Origin of the sequence: Burkholderia sp. Ac-20365, from assembly GCF_017104715.1 — a bacterium.
In the GTDB taxonomy this organism is placed as follows: domain Bacteria; phylum Pseudomonadota; class Gammaproteobacteria; order Burkholderiales; family Burkholderiaceae; genus Paraburkholderia.
In genome coordinates this window covers 13,956-27,756 of sequence record NZ_JAAGPI010000051.1, presented here as the reverse complement: position 1 = coordinate 27,756, position 13,801 = coordinate 13,956, and the positions used below count along the sequence as shown (strand labels likewise).

Annotated in this window: 12 protein-coding genes and 1 other RNA gene; 9 read left to right on the top strand and 4 right to left on the bottom strand. The window is 61.1% G+C overall.

Going from position 1 to position 13,801, the window contains the following annotated elements:
- The first annotated feature begins 57 nt into the window (after window positions 1-57).
- The 3 genes from ubiG (at window position 58) to ssrA (ending at window position 1,952) form a co-directional block, all read left to right on the top strand.
- The gene (gene ubiG, locus G3O01_RS40865; protein WP_205813165.1) at window positions 58-756 is read left to right on the top strand and encodes a bifunctional 2-polyprenyl-6-hydroxyphenol methylase/3-demethylubiquinol 3-O-methyltransferase UbiG; all 699 of its coding nucleotides are present in this window, start codon (window positions 58-60) and stop codon (window positions 754-756) included.
- 21 nt (window positions 757-777) lie between these two features.
- Entirely contained in the window at window positions 778-1,491 is a 714-nt protein-coding gene (locus G3O01_RS40860) for an HAD-IA family hydrolase (protein WP_205813164.1), read from the top strand.
- Window positions 1,492-1,582: 91 nt separating this feature from the next.
- Window positions 1,583-1,952, top strand: a transfer-messenger RNA (tmRNA) gene (gene ssrA, locus G3O01_RS40855).
- A 169-nt stretch (window positions 1,953-2,121) separates the two neighbouring features.
- On the opposite strand, the gene G3O01_RS40850 is transcribed toward ssrA, so the two are convergent.
- Window positions 2,122-3,264 (bottom strand): glycosyltransferase family 2 protein, encoded by a 1,143-nt coding sequence (locus G3O01_RS40850; protein ID WP_346779263.1) that lies wholly within the window; start codon window positions 3,262-3,264, stop codon window positions 2,122-2,124.
- 35 nt (window positions 3,265-3,299) lie between these two features.
- A complete protein-coding gene (locus G3O01_RS40845) occupies window positions 3,300-4,763 on the bottom strand; it encodes a hypothetical protein (RefSeq protein ID WP_205813162.1) in 1,464 nt (487 codons plus the stop codon).
- Between the two features lie 540 nt (window positions 4,764-5,303).
- Here G3O01_RS40845 and G3O01_RS40840 point away from each other — a divergent pair.
- A complete protein-coding gene (locus G3O01_RS40840; protein WP_205813161.1) occupies window positions 5,304-5,555 on the top strand; it encodes a PAAR domain-containing protein in 252 nt (83 codons plus the stop codon).
- Window positions 5,556-5,858: 303 nt separating this feature from the next.
- Window positions 5,859-6,218, top strand: coding sequence for a hypothetical protein (locus G3O01_RS40835; protein ID WP_205813160.1), 360 nt, complete (start codon window positions 5,859-5,861; stop codon window positions 6,216-6,218).
- A 60-nt stretch (window positions 6,219-6,278) separates the two neighbouring features.
- On the opposite strand, the gene G3O01_RS40830 is transcribed toward G3O01_RS40835, so the two are convergent.
- Together G3O01_RS40830 and G3O01_RS40825 are read right to left on the bottom strand one after the other, a co-directional pair.
- Entirely contained in the window at window positions 6,279-6,545 is a 267-nt protein-coding gene (locus tag G3O01_RS40830; RefSeq protein WP_205813159.1) for a hypothetical protein, read from the bottom strand.
- 136 nt (window positions 6,546-6,681) lie between these two features.
- Window positions 6,682-7,761: a substrate-binding domain-containing protein gene (locus G3O01_RS40825; protein WP_205813158.1), complete on the bottom strand. Its 1,080-nt coding sequence runs from the start codon at window positions 7,759-7,761 to the stop codon at window positions 6,682-6,684.
- A 134-nt stretch (window positions 7,762-7,895) separates the two neighbouring features.
- Here G3O01_RS40825 and G3O01_RS40820 point away from each other — a divergent pair, with 134 nt between their 5' ends.
- From G3O01_RS40820 to G3O01_RS40805, 4 genes are read left to right on the top strand one after another with little or no spacing between them, the layout of a single operon-like run.
- Entirely contained in the window at window positions 7,896-8,411 is a 516-nt protein-coding gene (locus tag G3O01_RS40820) for an NAD(P)H-dependent oxidoreductase subunit E (protein ID WP_205813157.1), read from the top strand.
- Window positions 8,408-9,967, top strand: a complete 1,560-nt coding sequence (locus tag G3O01_RS40815) for a formate dehydrogenase beta subunit (RefSeq protein WP_205813156.1) — start codon at window positions 8,408-8,410, stop codon at window positions 9,965-9,967. Before G3O01_RS40820 ends, G3O01_RS40815 begins: the two co-directional genes overlap by 4 nt.
- 13 nt (window positions 9,968-9,980) lie before the next feature.
- The gene (gene fdhF / locus G3O01_RS40810; RefSeq protein ID WP_205813155.1) at window positions 9,981-12,920 is read left to right on the top strand and encodes a formate dehydrogenase subunit alpha; all 2,940 of its coding nucleotides are present in this window, start codon (window positions 9,981-9,983) and stop codon (window positions 12,918-12,920) included.
- A gap of 9 nt (window positions 12,921-12,929) precedes the next feature.
- Window positions 12,930-13,184 (top strand): formate dehydrogenase subunit delta, encoded by a 255-nt coding sequence (locus G3O01_RS40805; protein WP_205813154.1) that lies wholly within the window; start codon window positions 12,930-12,932, stop codon window positions 13,182-13,184.
- Window positions 13,185-13,801 lie beyond the last annotated feature (617 nt).

Sequence of the window (13,801 nt, the reverse complement as noted above, 5' to 3'; positions counted from 1 at the left end):
ATATACTCAGGGTTTCTCCGATCACCCTGCTCTTCCGCCTCCGAGGCCGCATCCGACATGACCAATGCCGATCCCCACGAACTGCAGAAATTCAGCGATCTCGCCCATCGCTGGTGGGACCCGAACGCCGAGTTCAAACCGCTGCACGAACTGAATCCGGTGCGGCTGAACTGGATCGACTCGCACGCGCACCTCGCGGGCAAGCGCGTACTCGATATCGGTTGCGGCGGCGGCATTCTGTCGGAATCCATGGCGACGTTGGGCGCCGACGTGAAGGGAATCGACCTTTCCAACGAGGCGTTGGGTGTCGCGGATCTTCACAGCCTTGAAAGCGGTGTAACGGTTAATTACGAGGAGATCGCAGCGGAAGCGCTGGCGGCCCGTGAACCGGCATCGTTCGATGTCGTCACCTGCATGGAAATGCTCGAACACGTGCCCGATCCGTCGAAGGTCGTCGAGGCGTGCAAGACGCTCGTCAAGCCGGGCGGCTGGGTGTTCTTCTCGACGCTTAACCGTAACGTGAAGTCGTATCTGTTCGCGGTGATCGGTGCCGAATATCTCGCGCGGATGTTGCCGAAGGGCACGCACGACTACGCCCGCTTCATCCGTCCGTCGGAACTGGCTGGCTTCGCGCGCGCCGCGGGCCTGCATACGACAGAAATCAAAGGCATCACCTACAACCCGCTCACGCGCCATTTCGGCCTGTCGAGCGACACCGACGTCAACTACATGCTCGCGTGCCGTCGCGAAGCCTGATCTGATCCTGCGCCTACTTCAATGAGCGATCCCACGCCCCTGCCTCAGCGCGAAGACGAAGAAGCATCGATCGGTCTTTGCCAGGGCATTCTGTTCGACCTCGACGGCACGCTTGCCGATACCGCGCCCGACCTCGCCGCAGCCGTCAACAAGATGCGCCACGAGCGCGGACTCGAGATGGTGCCGCTGGAACAGTTGCGCCCGCTCGCGTCGGCGGGTGCGCGCGGTCTGCTGGGCGGTGCGTTTGGCATCGGGCCCGATCATCACGACTACGCGTCGATGCGCGACGAATTCCTCGCGAATTACGAAGCCGACCTGTGTATCGAAACGCTCCTGTTCCCGGGCATCGGAGAGATTCTCGACGATCTCGACGAACGCGGCGTGCGCTGGGGCATCGTGACCAACAAGGTGGCGCGGCTGACGGAGCCACTGGTTGCCCAGCTCGGCCTCGACACGCGCGCGGGCTGCATCGTCAGCGGCGACACGACGGCGCATTCGAAGCCACATCCCGCGCCGCTGCTGCATGCGGCAAAGGAACTGGATCTGCCGCCGGAGCGCATCGTCTACGTCGGCGACGACCTGCGCGACGTGCAAGCGGGCTTTGCCGCCGGCATGGTCACCGTTGCGGCAGCGTACGGCTACTGCGGCAACGACATTCCGCCCACGCAATGGCACGCGAAGCACGTCGTCGGCACGACGGCTGAACTGCGCAACCTGCTGCGCGAGATCAGCTGACGCACGCTGGCACGATCGTTTCGCCGTGACTCGCGAGTGCCACTACTGTAAAATGATTTTCCGAGCCACCTATGTGGCTCATTCCTTCTGCGGGGGCGACCTGGTTTCGACAGGGGTTGCGAAGCGGCTAGGGCATGTCGAGGACCCGTCACCTCGTTAATCAATGGGAAAAACGTAACTGCAAACGACGATACGTTCGCACTGGCAGCCTAAGGGCCGCCGTCCTCTGCCTAGTTCACTGACGGGCTAGTGTCGCAAGACCGGTAGCAATACCGACAGAGGTCATATACGTCAGTTAAGCCTTGGCGGTGTCACGACGTCCGGGTCGAAAATTTAGTGAATCGCTTGAGCGCAGCGTGTTCGTCCGCGTCGCTCCGGTTAAATCAAAAGACAGAACTAAACATGTAGAACTAGTCGTAGAGGACTTCTGGACGCGGGTTCGATTCCCGCCGCCTCCACCAATTTTTGATGTCCTGCGATCTTGCAGCATCCTGAAATCCGCGACAGCACAACGCTTCGCGGATTTTCCCTTTCTGCGTTTCACTTCTCCCGCCTTTGCAGCAGCCACTGACAGTGACGACGAGGCCTGCCGCCACAACAGCCCGCGACCTCCAGATGCTGCCGCGCAGGTCAATTGCCGTATTTGCCCCACACAAACTTGCTCGACAACGCGAAATTCCACACGGACGCGAGGACGATGCCGACAATCGCCGCCAGATAGGGATAGACACCCATCCGCACGAGCACGGTCGACACCCCGATATTGGCCAGCATGCCGAGTGCGCAGGTAGCCGCAAACTTGAACCAGCCGCGACACAGCGGAGAAAGCCCACGCAACCGCTTGTCAGCGTAAGTCAACTCGTTGTTCAGCGCGAAGTTAAAGGTCATGGCCGTCAGTGCCGCGGCAGTCTGGCCGACGACAAACGCGGCCTCCTGCGAAGGATAACCAACGGCAAATTCCGCCCCCAACACGTACAGCATCAACGCCAACACGCTCATATGCACCACGGCACCCATCGCGCCTACCGTCCCGAACAGGGCAAAGCGGGTGGGAATGAAGCGGCCCAGCCACTTGTCGTAAAGTCCGACGAGAAATTCGAAGACGACCGTTCTGTCGAGCTTGCTCTCACCCTCGGCACGAGGCGCGAAATTCAGAGGGAGTTCCTTGACCCTCATCGGCACGTCGATGGTTGCCAGAATGTCCAGAAGAATCTTGAAGCCGACACCGGACAATCGGTGAGCATAGGCGCGCAAGGTGTTGGCGTGAAGCATGAAATAGCCACTCATCGGGTCGGTAAGGTCGACGCCAGTCACGCGCCGCGCCAGCGAGTTGGCAAAGGTCGATGCCTTCACGCGGTCAGGCCTGCCCCACTCCTCCGTGCTAGCGCCTTCTGCAAAGCGGCTGGCATAGGCCAGGTCATACTGGCCTGATTCAATCTCCGCCAGCATCTGCGGCAGCAGCTTGGGGTCGTGCTGATGATCGGCATCCATCACCGCCACAATCGGCGCAGCCGTCGCGCACATGCCCTCGATGGCAGCGCTGGCCAGGCCCCGGCGGCCGATGCGCTGAATGCAACGGATGCGCGGGTCTTCCAGCGAAATAGCGCGTGCCTCGTCGGCCGTGCCGTCGTGGCTGTTATCGTCGACGAAGATGGCTTCCCAGGCAATTCCGACAAGCGCTGCATCCAGCCGCTTGACCAGCGGCCGCAGATTCTTGCGTTCGTTGAGCGTAGGCAGAACAATCGCAAGTCTTAGGCTCTGTGTCTCAATCACCGAGCTCAAATCAGTCAGGTTCCGAGAATTCATGGCTAGCCCAGGAGATGTTTGATCTTCCGCGCGAAGCGGTCTTTCATCGTGTCTACTTTCGGCGGCTGGGCTTGATCGCACGTGAAGCTCGTCCAGACCGCAAAATCGTCGGGATGAAAACGGGAGTCATCCCCGAAAATCAGATCCTTTTCCAGGCATACGCTCGGCCTATACCAGGAGGTCTTGTCGTAAAGAATCACCGGCGGCATCTGTCCGTTGGTCAGGACAAGTTGCCGATAGGGCACCGACCATTCCATCTGCAATCGAATGCTCGCGTCGCGCTCAGCAGGCGTCCAACCATCCCGAGCGTCACTGATCGCCGTCACCTTCGGCGCTGCCGATGCCTCACGTTGCAAACGCGCTTCAGCTGCGCTCGACAGCATCCAGTCGTTCGTAAAAACGCCTATTGCGCCCGCTTGCAAACCGAGACAAAGAAACAGCCATTTGGCAAAACCAAAACTTCCATTTGCGGCGATCTGCCGCTGCTCGCCGCTGCCGGCGCGATCGAACTCCTTCTCCAGCACAACGAGCACAAACAGGATCGTCAGGACCAGCATGCCTATGGCGATCAATGTCCTCGCGCTATAACGAGGCGCGTCGAAATTCAATGGCGTACTCAAACCGATTGCCATAACAATGGCAAAGCCGACCACACTTAATGCCAGCAAGACTGGCCATTTGACTTTCGATGTAAAGCGCAATAGAAACGCGCCGGCAACAAGCGGCACCAGTAACGGGCTGAGCAATACGCGCCGCGGGTCGAAAACGTAAATTGCATTCGCGTCACTACCGGCACCGCCGCCAATCATGCGAACCACAAAAAACGCCAAAATGGTGGCCGTCATCAAAATAATCGCCAGCCAGAAGCGTGCACTGTAATTATCGCGCCGCCACTGAAGATAAAGTGCAAACACTCCAGCGATTAAGGCCGTGGGCAAAGCCAGTTCATGCGTGAAAACCAGTGCCGCGAAACCCGTCAGAAATAGCGCACTCACTCCTTGGTCTCTTACGGCCAGAAGCAGGATCACCCATAATATTCCGGGCCCCAGAAGCAGCTCTGAAGGGAATCCCCATGCCTGAAGGGAAAAGAGCACCGTTTGGGTAACTGGGAAAACCAGGTATCGAGGGTTCACTTTCCTCGCAAGCCAGTATGCCCAAATCGTTAGCGCAACCTGAATACCATAAAACTGCACGCAATTGACCACTGCGATTTCCGCAGGTGTAAGACTAAACGCCTGGCTGAATTTCAGAACTGGCCAGACTGTCAATGCGTAAGTGGTAAAACGGGCAGCAATATAATGCCACTTCAAAACCCAGGGATTTCCAGTGGATAAGGCGAAAACGAACCAGCCCCCATCCGCATAGAGCATGACATTTTCTTTGGCAAAAATCACAACGATGATGATTTCAGCACAAATCGTTAATATCGCAAGACCAAACACCACGTTTACTGGCGTCTTTATCATTGTCGCTGCGGCAGCTCGACTAAAACTCATCGCGCTGCCAGATAGTCGACTCAGATATGCCCTCATTACGCCCCCTAACTCGTTAACAATCTTTAACGAATGAATCTCCCCCCAGATCAAATATCCAGATTTATATTTAATTCACCAGCAGCGAGAGCGACGAGAAAGCAAATCAGAGAAAAAATACCTTCGATCACCGCTTCGATGCTGATTGACGCAACGGCGGGTTTTCCCGAAGGATCGCTTCGCCATTACGGCCGGTGGCGTCGACAAACTAGAACTGACAAGGCAACGCACTGGTCCCGAATAATCGAAGACAGGTTGCAGCGTAAATCGGAAGAGGCGCCTGTTCTGCGCGATAACGCACCAACAGACCGCTAATCGCCAATCGTTCCCTGGGAGCCTTCCGTATCCGCCGCTTCCGCGCATCCAGCATACGGTCGCGCCCCGTTTTCAACCTTTTCTGATTTTCACGCGGGCCGACATCGCGTCAAATGGGCGCCTGTCCGCCCAGTACAACTAACCAATATGAGCCGCAATATGAACTACACAGAGGATCCCATCATGGCCCGCCTCGGCGACACCACCAGCCACGGCGGGAAGATCGTCGAGGCAACGCCGGATCTGACGGATGAAGGCATCGGCATCGCGCTCGACGGCCATCTGGTTGCATGCCCGCGCTGCGGCGGCCGGTATCCGATCATCGCCAGCGGCAGGCGCCGGCACAACGGCAAGCGCATCGCGTATATCGGCGACATCACGACATGCGGCGCCACGCTAGTGCGCGCGTGACCCGGCCCGGATCTCCCGCACATCATCGGAACGAAGCCCGCCGCAGTGGGCCGGCGCAATGCGTCGCGCATTGATTCTGGAAACATCAGGGGAATTCTGCCGTGCGCGTTTGCGTAATTTTTGCGCAACGGCAAGCAATCAGGCATGCGCCCGCCGCGAACGAGTCGTTCAAGTGAACGATGGATGGAATAAGAAAGCGCGCCAGCCGTTTAATCGATGCGCGCACATTCAACGCATTTAACGCGCGCATCACCCGATCGATTGCATAAACTCCATACACAACGTCAGAACAGGAGCCGCATCATGCGCAAGACCCTCCTTCTCATCGCCGCGCTCGCCGCCACACAGGCCGCTCTCGCCGCGCCGCCCAAAACCATGGACGGCCGTTTCGTCGACGCTCAGGGACACACGCTCTATACCTTCGATAAAGACACGACGCCCGGCAAGAGCGCCTGCTCGGGTGGCTGCGCGGCCGCATGGCCCGCCGCCGCCGCGGATGCGAGCGACAAGCCTTCGGGTGACTGGACCGTGATCGACGGCGCGGATGGCGGGAAGCAGTGGGCGTACAAAGGAAAGCCGCTCTACCGCTTCGCAAAGGACGAGAAGCCGGGCGACATGAAAGGCGACGGCTTCAAGGATGTGTGGCACACGGCCAAGCCGTAATTCACCTGGCCCGTATGCAGACGCACGCAAAGCCTACGGGCGCTGCGTGCGTCGTTTCGTTTACTGATCGTCAGGGCACTTGAGGTTACAACCGTTCGGATCGCCGTTGTCGCCGCGCTTGCGCAGCTTACCCGGCTTGTCGCTCTGATACTTCTTCGACGGCGCCGAAGCGCCGAACGGCATCTGCGGATGCTCGTTGAGCTTGAATTCCTCGGACAGGATGCCGCCCGGCACGCCCGGCGTATTCTGCGCAAAAGCAACTGACATCGTGGCAAACAACGCGCCGGCCGTAAGCGCGGCAGCACAAGCAGGGACGAAATATTTCATATCGAATCGATGCGGCAGGCAGCGCCGCGCAGTTGAGGCGGAATGACGAAAGCGTAAAGATTAGCGCAAAGCGCGCTGCGGCGCAGCGTCCGCAGCCAGCTTCGTTGTTACGGGCGCTTACCCCTTGCCATCTGCCTCACGCCCCGCTCTCCTCCAGACCCTCTTCCAGTTCAAGCAGTTTGCCGCAGTCGCCGGGATCGTAGCCTTCCAGATGCGCGACGCTCTGGCGGAACGGATTGCCGCGCAGCACCGACATGACGGTTGTCAGCGGCTCGCGTTCGAGCCGCGCGCGATCGCACGCGAAGTAATAGTCCTCGTCGACGATAGGAATGAAGTCCAGCCCGAAGTGATGCGCCGCCGGCTCCACGCCGAAACCGACGTCGGCCATCCCGCTCGCAACGAACGCAGCGATCGCCGAATGTGTCAGCTCCGTCGACGCATAACCGTTCACGCGATCGGGATCGACGCCGACGCGCCGCAGCGCGAGATCGATCAGCATGCGCGTGCCGGAACCATGCTGGCGGTTGACAAAGCGGATGTCGTCGCGCGCGAGATCGCTCAAACCGCCGATGCCCTTCGGATTGCCCTTCGCCAGAAACAGCCCCTGCTTGCGCCGCGTCAGATGCACGAGCACATGACGCTGCGGATCGAGCCACTGCCGGTACTTGTCCGCGCACGCCGCGCGAAACTCGCCGCGCGGTAAATGGAAGCCGGCCAGATCGCACTCGCCGCGCGCCAGCGCCGTGATCGCTTCGGCGCTGTCGCGATACTTGATGTCGAGCGGGACTTCATCGGCGACCAGCGCCGTGACGAGCGCCGCCACCGCGTAGCCATGCGATGCATGAATGCGCACGTCGTCGGCGGGCGGCGCGAGCCAGCGGTTCAGATCGGCAGCAACTTCGCTCGCCAGCGCCTGCATGTTGCCATCCAGACGCTCGCCGCAAAGTCGTTGCGCGCGCAACACCGCCCGCCCGAGCTCCGAAAGCGCCGAGCCACGGCCGCGCTCTTTTTCGATCAGCGCGCCGCCCAGCTGGGTTTCGATAGCGCGCAACAAACCCCACGCGTGACGGTAGGACAAACCCTTAAGCGTCGCGGCCTGCGCGATGCTGCCTGTCTGGTCCACGAGGGCCAACAGCGGCACAGCGTCAGTCAGGCTGGACGTTTGGCCGTTGCTGTCCCGCACCATGAGCTGTGCCTGGCATTCGATCCGAATCATATATGTTCTGGTAGTTCCTATTGCGAAAGCCGGTGCACCCGCCTATCGTTCGCATTGATATATCAAACAAGCAAAGCATAGATGCACGGCTTATGAATAACAAGTGCATATATCGACTTTGGAGGAGCCCCACTGTGGATCGACCGAACGCCATTGCGCCAGACGAACTCGTGCAACGCCACGCACGACCCGGCATGTCGCTCGTTGCGCTGCTGCACGCCATTCAGGACGACGTCGGCTTCGTGCCGCCCGATACCGTCGCCCCGCTCGCGCGGACGATGAATCTGTCACGTGCCGAAGTCCATGGCGTCATCACTTATTACCACCATTTCCGTCAGTCGCCCGCCGCGCCCGTCACGGTACAGCTGTGCCGCGCGGAAGCGTGCCGCAGCATGGGCACGGAAGCGCTCGCGCAACATATCGAAGCGCGCACGGGTTGCCGCTTCGATGCTCACAAGCACGACGCGCAAGGCGGTGGTCATGACCACGCCTGCGATGGCGCGGTCGGTCTTGAATCGGTGTATTGCCTCGGTCAGTGCGCGCTGTCGCCGGCGCTGATGATCAACGGCGAACTGCACGCGAAAGTCACGCCGCAAAAGTTCGATGCGCTGCTCGCAGCCGCGATGAAACGCGTGGAGGAAACGGTATGACGCGCATCTATGTTCCCCGCGATTCGTCGGCGCTCGCGCTCGGCGCGGACGCGCTCGCGACAGCCATCGTCGATGAAGCGAAAGCACGCGGCATCGAGATCGAACTCGTGCGCAATGGCTCGCGCGGCTTGCTGTATCTCGAACCGCTGGTTGAAGTCGTGACGCCCGCAGGCCGCATCGGCTATGCAAATGTCGACGCCGACGACGTGAAGTCGCTGTTCGACGCGGGCTTCATCGAAGGCCGCGCGACGCACGCGAAACACGTTGGCGTGGTCGACGAGATTCCGTATCTGAAGAAGCAGCAGCGCCTGACGTTCGCACGCATCGGCATCACCGATCCGCTTTCGACCGACGACTACATCGCCAACGGCGGCATCGTCGGCCTGTACAACGCGCTCGCGATGAACGGCGACGCAGCCGTCGCCGCGCTGACGGAATCGGGCCTGCGCGGCCGCGGCGGCGCGGCGTTCCCGGCCGGCATCAAGTGGCGCACGGTGCGCGCCGCGATGGCGGATCAGAAGTACATCGTCTGCAATGCGGACGAAGGCGATTCGGGCACGTTCTCCGATCGCCTCGTGATGGAAAGCGATCCGTTCGTGCTGATCGAAGGGATGATCATCGCGGGCATCGTGACGGGCGCGACGGTCGGTCATATCTATGTGCGCAGCGAGTATCCGCATTCCATCGCGACGCTCGAAGCCGCCATTGTCAAGGCCCGCGCGGCCGGCTGGCTCGGCGACAGCGTGCTCGGCTCGGAACACCGCTTCGAACTGTTCGTCGCCAAGGGCGCGGGCGCGTATGTGTGCGGCGAGGAAACGGCGCTGCTCGAATCGCTCGAAGGCAAGCGCGGCATCGTGCGCGCGAAGCCGCCGCTGCCGGCACTCGAAGGCCTGTTCGGCAAGCCGACGGTGATCAACAACGTGATCACGCTCGCCACCGTGCCGATCATCTTCGCGAAGGGCGCAGCGTTCTACAAGGACTTCGGCATGGGCCGCTCGCGCGGCACGCTGCCCTTCCAGATCGCGGGCAATGTGAAGCAAGGCGGTCTCGTCGAACTCGCGTTCGGCTGCACGCTGCGCGAACTGATGTTCGACTACGGCGGCGGCACGGCAAGCGGCCGTCCGGCGCGCGCGGTGCAGGTCGGCGGCCCGCTTGGCACGTATCTGCCCGAAAGCCAGTGGGACATCCCGCTCGACTATGAGGAATACGCGAAGGTTGGCGCCGTGGTCGGTCACGGCGGCCTCGTGATTCACGACGACACGTCGAATCTCGCTGACCTCGCCCAATACGCGATGCACTTCTGCACGCTCGAATCGTGCGGCAAGTGCACGCCGTGCCGGATCGGCTCGACGCGCGGCGTCGAAGTGATCCAGCGCATCCGCAACGGCGACACGTCGACGAAGCAGGTGCAACTGCTGCGCGACCTGTGCGACACGATGGTGTCCGGTTCGCTGTGCGCGATGGGTGGCATGACGCCGTTCCCGGTCATCTCAGCCCTCGATCATTTCCCCGAAGACTTCGGTCTCGCCACTGCCACACCCAAGCAAGCGGCCTGATAGGGAGCCCAACATGTCCGATCCGATCACATTCAAATCCGGCGGCTGCGGCTCCGGCAACTGCGCCTGCAAGGCGGGTGCGCTGCGCAACGAGCGCGGCCCGATGGACGATACCGACTACGGTACGCCGCTGCGTCATTCCGATGTCGACGTGACGCTCGAAATCGACGGCGAGTCGATCACGGTGCCCGCCGGCACGTCGGTGATGCGCGCCGCCGCCGAGGCCGGCGTCAACATTCCGAAGCTGTGCGCGACCGATTCGCTCGAACCGTTCGGCTCGTGCCGTCTGTGTCTGGTCGAAATCGAAGGACGGCGCGGCTATCCGGCGTCGTGCACGACACCCGTCGAAGCGGGCATGAAAGTGCGCACGCAGACGGACCGTCTGCAAGGCCTGCGCCGCAACGTGATGGAGTTGTACATCTCCGATCATCCGCTCGACTGCCTCACCTGCCCCGCCAACGGCAACTGCGAACTGCAGGACATGGCGGGCGTGACGGGTCTGCGCGAAGTGCGCTACGGCTACGACGGTGAGAATCACCTGAAGGACAAGAAGGACGAGTCGAATCCGTACTTCACGTACGACCCGTCGAAGTGCATCGTCTGCAATCGCTGCGTGCGCGCGTGTGAAGAAACGCAAGGCACGTTCGCGCTGACCATCGCCGGTCGCGGCTTTGAATCGCGCGTGGCGGCGAGCGAAAGCCAGCCATTCATGGACTCGGAATGCGTATCGTGCGGCGCGTGCGTCGCGGCCTGCCCGACGGCGACGCTGTCCGAGAAGAGCATCGTGATGCTCGGTCAGGCCGAACACTCGGTGGTGACGACCTGCGCGTATTGCGGCGTCGGCTGCTCGTTCAAGGCCGAGATGAAGGGAAACACCGTCGTGCGGATGGTGCCGCACAAGAACGGTCAGGCAAACGAAGGCCATGCCTGCGTGAAGGGCCGCTTTGCATGGGGTTACGCCACCCACAAGGACCGCATCAAGAAGCCGATGATCCGCGCGAAGATCACCGATCCGTGGCGCGAAGTTAGCTGGGAAGAAGCGCTGAGCTATGCGGCATCGGAATTCCGCCGCATTCAGGAGAAGTACGGCCGCGATTCGATCGGCGGTATCACGTCGTCGCGCTGCACGAACGAAGAAACGTATCTGGTGCAGAAGCTCGTTCGCGCCGCGTTCGGCAACAACAACGTCGACACCTGCGCACGCGTGTGTCACTCGCCGACGGGCTACGGCCTGAAGACGACACTGGGCGAATCGGCGGGCACGCAGACTTTCGCGTCCGTCGATAAATCCGACGTGATCATCGTGATCGGCGCGAATCCGACCGACGGTCACCCGGTGTTCGGCTCGCGTCTGAAGCGTCGCGTGCGTGAGGGTGCGAAGCTGATCGTGATCGATCCGCGCCGCATCGATATCGTCGATACCGCGCACGTGAAGGCTTCGCATCACCTGCAACTGCGTCCGGGCACGAACGTCGCGATGGTGACGTCGCTTGCGCACGTGCTGGTGTCGGAAGGTTTGCTCAACGAGCCGTTCATCGCCGAGCGTTGCGAGACGCGCGCATTCCAGCACTGGCGCGATTTCGTCGCACTGCCGGAGAACTCGCCGGAAATGATGGAAAGCGTGACGGGCGTCCCCGCGCAATCGGTGCGCGAAGCCGCGCGCCTCTACGCGACGGGTGGCAACGCAGCGATCTACTACGGCCTCGGCGTGACGGAACACGCACAAGGTTCGACGACGGTGATGGGCATTGCGAACCTCGCGATGGCGACGGGCAACATCGGCCGCGAAGGCGTCGGTGTGAATCCGCTGCGCGGCCAGAACAACGTGCAGGGTTCGTGCGACATGGGCTCGTTCCCCCACGAACTGCCCGGCTATCGCCATATCAGCGACACGGTGACGCGCACGCTGTTCGAAGGCGAATGGGGTGTGACGCTGCAGCCGGAACCGGGCCTGCGCATTCCGAACATGTTCGATGCCGCTCTGCACGGCAGCTTCATGGGCCTGTATTGCCAGGGCGAGGACATCGTCCAGTCCGATCCGAACACGCAGCATGTGGGCGCGGCGCTGTCGTCGATGGAATGTATCGTCGTGCAGGACATTTTCCTGAACGAAACGGCGAAGTACGCGCACGTGCTGCTGCCGGGTTCGACCTTCCTCGAAAAGGACGGCACGTTCACCAACGCCGAGCGCCGTATCTCGCGCGTGCGCAAGGTGATGCCGCCGCTCGCCGGCTACTCGGACTGGGAAGTGACGATCCTGCTGGCCCGCGCGCTGGGCTACGAGATGGGTTACACGCATCCGTCGCAGATCATGGACGAGATTGCGCGCCTCACGCCGACCTTCCATGGCGTGTCGTACGAGAAGCTCGACAAGCTGGGCAGCATCCAGTGGCCGTGCAACGAGAACGCGCCGGAGGGCACGCCGACGATGCACATCGATGAATTCGTACGCGGCAAGGGCAAATTCGTGATCACGAAGTACGTCGCGACGCCCGAGAAGGTCAACCAGAAGTTCCCGCTGATCCTGACCACGGGCCGCATCCTGTCGCAGTACAACGTCGGCGCGCAGACACGCCGCACGGAGAACTCGCAGTGGCATGACGAGGATCGTCTGGAGATCCATCCGCACGACGCCGAGGATCGCGGCATCAAGAACGACGACTGGGTCGGCATCGAATCGCGTGCGGGCTATACCGTGCTGCGCGCGAAGGTGGCGGACCGGATGCAGCCGGGCGTTGTCTACACGACGTTCCACTTCCCGGAATCCGGTGCGAACGTGATTACGACGGACAGTTCCGACTGGGCGACCAATTGCCCCGAGTACAAGGTGACTGCCGTACAGGTGATGCCCGTCGAGCAGCCGTCGCAATGGCAGAAGGACTACTCGCGGTTCAACAACGAGCAGCTCGAGCATCTGGACAAGCGCGAGATGGCAACCACGTCAGGCAAATGAGGCCAAGCAATGGACGCACATAATCTGGTCGACATGGCGAACCGGATCGGCGATTTCTTCGAGTCGATGCCGGATCGCGATGAGGCGATCGACAATATTGCCGATCATATTCGCCGGTTCTGGGAGCCGCGGATGCGGCGCTCGATTCTCGCGACATTGCATGACAATCCCGAGGGCGTCGAGCTTGAGTTGCACGAAATGGTTCGTGAGGCGCTTGTCAGGCATCGGGCGGATTTGACGCCTAAGGAGGCGGTGCACGCGTAGTGCGCTTTCGCCATGCGGCGGGGCTTCACGTTGTAGCAACAGCAGTTTTGCGTTCGTGTCTTTGGTGATGCGGACGCTTTTTTTTGGTTTTTTTGTCTTGCGACGCTGGCTTTGGTTTGCTTGTGTTTTTGCTGGCATCCGCGGTTTGTTTTTGCTGGCATCCGCGGTTTGTTGTCGGTGCTTCAGGCGTTGCCCCTGTGCGGGGCGGCACTTACTTTCTTTGCCGCCGCAAAGAAAGTAAGCAAAGAAAGCGGGCTAACACCGCCCGTTCTCGACCACCGCCTGAGGGCCACCAACGGGTCCTCCGCTTCACACGGCAACCGCTCCGTTCAATGCCCGTTGCCAGCGCTTCGAATCGGTGCCTCACCCGCTTCAATCACCCGTAGCGCCGCCAGCGGCAGCGAATGGTTGATGCCGCCCAGGTGGCAAACTGTGTGTAGGTCGTAGTGCCTCACACGTCAGCGTTCCTACGACACCGATCGTGGTTTCGAGCCGCCCACCTTGTTTTTCAGTCCGGAGTGAAGCGCATACGCCGCGACAGCCGACACACAGTTTGCCGCTATAGAACGTGGGCGATTTGATCGCGTGTATGGCGACGCGGGAGCGTGCAGCGGGTG

Excerpts from the sequence above, each read along its gene's own strand:
- ubiG (WP_205813165.1), top strand. The coding sequence starts at position 58 with ATGACCAATGCCGATCCCCACGAACTGCAGAAATTCAGCGATCTCGCC.
- G3O01_RS40860 (WP_205813164.1), top strand. The coding sequence starts at position 778 with ATGAGCGATCCCACGCCCCTGCCTCAGCGCGAAGACGAAGAAGCATCG.
- G3O01_RS40845 (WP_205813162.1), bottom strand. The coding sequence starts at position 4,763 with ATGATAAAGACGCCAGTAAACGTGGTGTTTGGTCTTGCGATATTAACG.
- G3O01_RS40840 (WP_205813161.1), top strand. The coding sequence starts at position 5,304 with ATGAACTACACAGAGGATCCCATCATGGCCCGCCTCGGCGACACCACC.
- G3O01_RS40835 (WP_205813160.1), top strand. The coding sequence starts at position 5,859 with ATGCGCAAGACCCTCCTTCTCATCGCCGCGCTCGCCGCCACACAGGCC.
- G3O01_RS40830 (WP_205813159.1), bottom strand. The coding sequence starts at position 6,545 with ATGAAATATTTCGTCCCTGCTTGTGCTGCCGCGCTTACGGCCGGCGCG.
- G3O01_RS40825 (WP_205813158.1), bottom strand. The coding sequence starts at position 7,761 with ATGATTCGGATCGAATGCCAGGCACAGCTCATGGTGCGGGACAGCAAC.
- G3O01_RS40815 (WP_205813156.1), top strand. The coding sequence starts at position 8,408 with ATGACGCGCATCTATGTTCCCCGCGATTCGTCGGCGCTCGCGCTCGGC.
- fdhF (WP_205813155.1), top strand. The coding sequence starts at position 9,981 with ATGTCCGATCCGATCACATTCAAATCCGGCGGCTGCGGCTCCGGCAAC.
- G3O01_RS40805 (WP_205813154.1), top strand. The coding sequence starts at position 12,930 with ATGGACGCACATAATCTGGTCGACATGGCGAACCGGATCGGCGATTTC.